Raw genomic sequence first — 1,567 nt, forward strand, 5'->3', positions numbered from 1 at the left:
TTCTATTGCTCTTGCTGATATTGATACCAACACTACGAACGCTAGTCTTACTGAAGATGGTACCAACTTAATCTTAACCGATTCGGATGGTAGCACCGTAGCGATTGCGTTAGCTGATATTGACACCAATACTACCAATGCAAGTGTAACTGAAGACGGAACTAACCTTATCATCACTGATTCCGATGGTAGTACGGTTTCTATTGCTCTGGCTGATATTGATACTAATACTACAAATGCTAGTCTTACCGAAGATGGTACCAACTTGATCTTAACCGATTCGGATGGTAGCACCGTAGCGATTGCATTAGCTGATATTGATACTAATACTACCAATGCTAGTCTTACCGAAGATGGAACTAACTTAATCTTAACCGATTCGGATGGTAGCACCGTAGCGATTGCATTAGCTGATATTGATACCAATACTACGAACGCAAGTGTAACTGAAGACGGAACTAACCTTATCATCACTGATTCCGATGGTAGTACAGTTTCTATTGCTCTGGCTGATATTGACACCAACACTACGAATGCAAGCGTAACTGAAGACGGAACTAACCTTATCATCACTGATTCCGATGGTAGTACGGTTTCTATTGCTCTGGCTGATATTGACACCAACACTACGAATGCAAGCGTAACTGAAGACGGAACTAACCTTATCATCACTGATTCCGATGGTAGTACGGTTTCTATTGCTCTGGCTGATATTGATACCAATACAACCAATGCTAGTCTTACCGAAGATGGTACCAACTTGATCTTAACCGATTCTGATGGTAGCACCGTAGCGATTGCATTAGCTGATATTGACACCAATACTACAAATGTTAGTCTTACTGAAGACGGAACTAACCTTATCATCACTGATTCCGATGGTAGTACAGTTTCTATTGCTCTGGCTGATATTGATACCAATACAACCAATGCTAGTCTTACCGAAGACGGAACCAACTTAATCTTAACCGATTCTGATGGTAGCACTGTAGCGATTGCATTAGCTGATATTGACACCAATACGACCAATGCAAGTGTAACTGAAGACGGAACTAACTTAATCTTAACCGATTCGGATGGTAGCACCGTAGCGATTGCTCTTGCTGATATTGACACCAACACTACGAACGCAAGTCTTACTGAAGACGGAACTAACCTTATCATCACTGATTCCGATGGCAGTACGGTTTCCATTGCCCTGGCTGATATTGATACCAATACTACCAATGCTAGTCTTACCGAAGACGGTACTAACCTTATCATCACTGATTCTGATGGTAGTACAGTTTCTATTGCTCTTGCTGATATTGACACCAATACGACCAATGCTAGTCTTACCGAAGATGGTACTAACTTAATCTTAACCGATTCGGACGGTAGCACCGTAGCGATTGCTCTTGCTGATATTGATACCAACACTACGAATGCAAGTCTTACTGAAGATGGAACTAACTTAATCTTAACCGATTCTGATGGTAGTACCGTAGCGATTGCATTAGCTGATATTGATACTAATACTACCAATGTTAGTCTTACTGAAGATGGTACCAACCTTATCATCACCGAT

At 41.2% G+C, this 1,567-nt stretch carries 1 protein-coding gene; it reads left to right on the plus strand.

Annotated elements, in window-relative coordinates; genetic code table 11:
- A partial coding sequence (locus U6A24_RS23170; RefSeq protein ID WP_407654092.1) for a beta strand repeat-containing protein occupies positions 1-1,567 on the plus strand: 1,567 nt, incomplete at both ends.

Source organism: Aquimarina gracilis (genome assembly GCF_035285365.1).
GTDB classification, from domain to species: Bacteria; Bacteroidota; Bacteroidia; order Flavobacteriales; family Flavobacteriaceae; genus Aquimarina; species Aquimarina gracilis.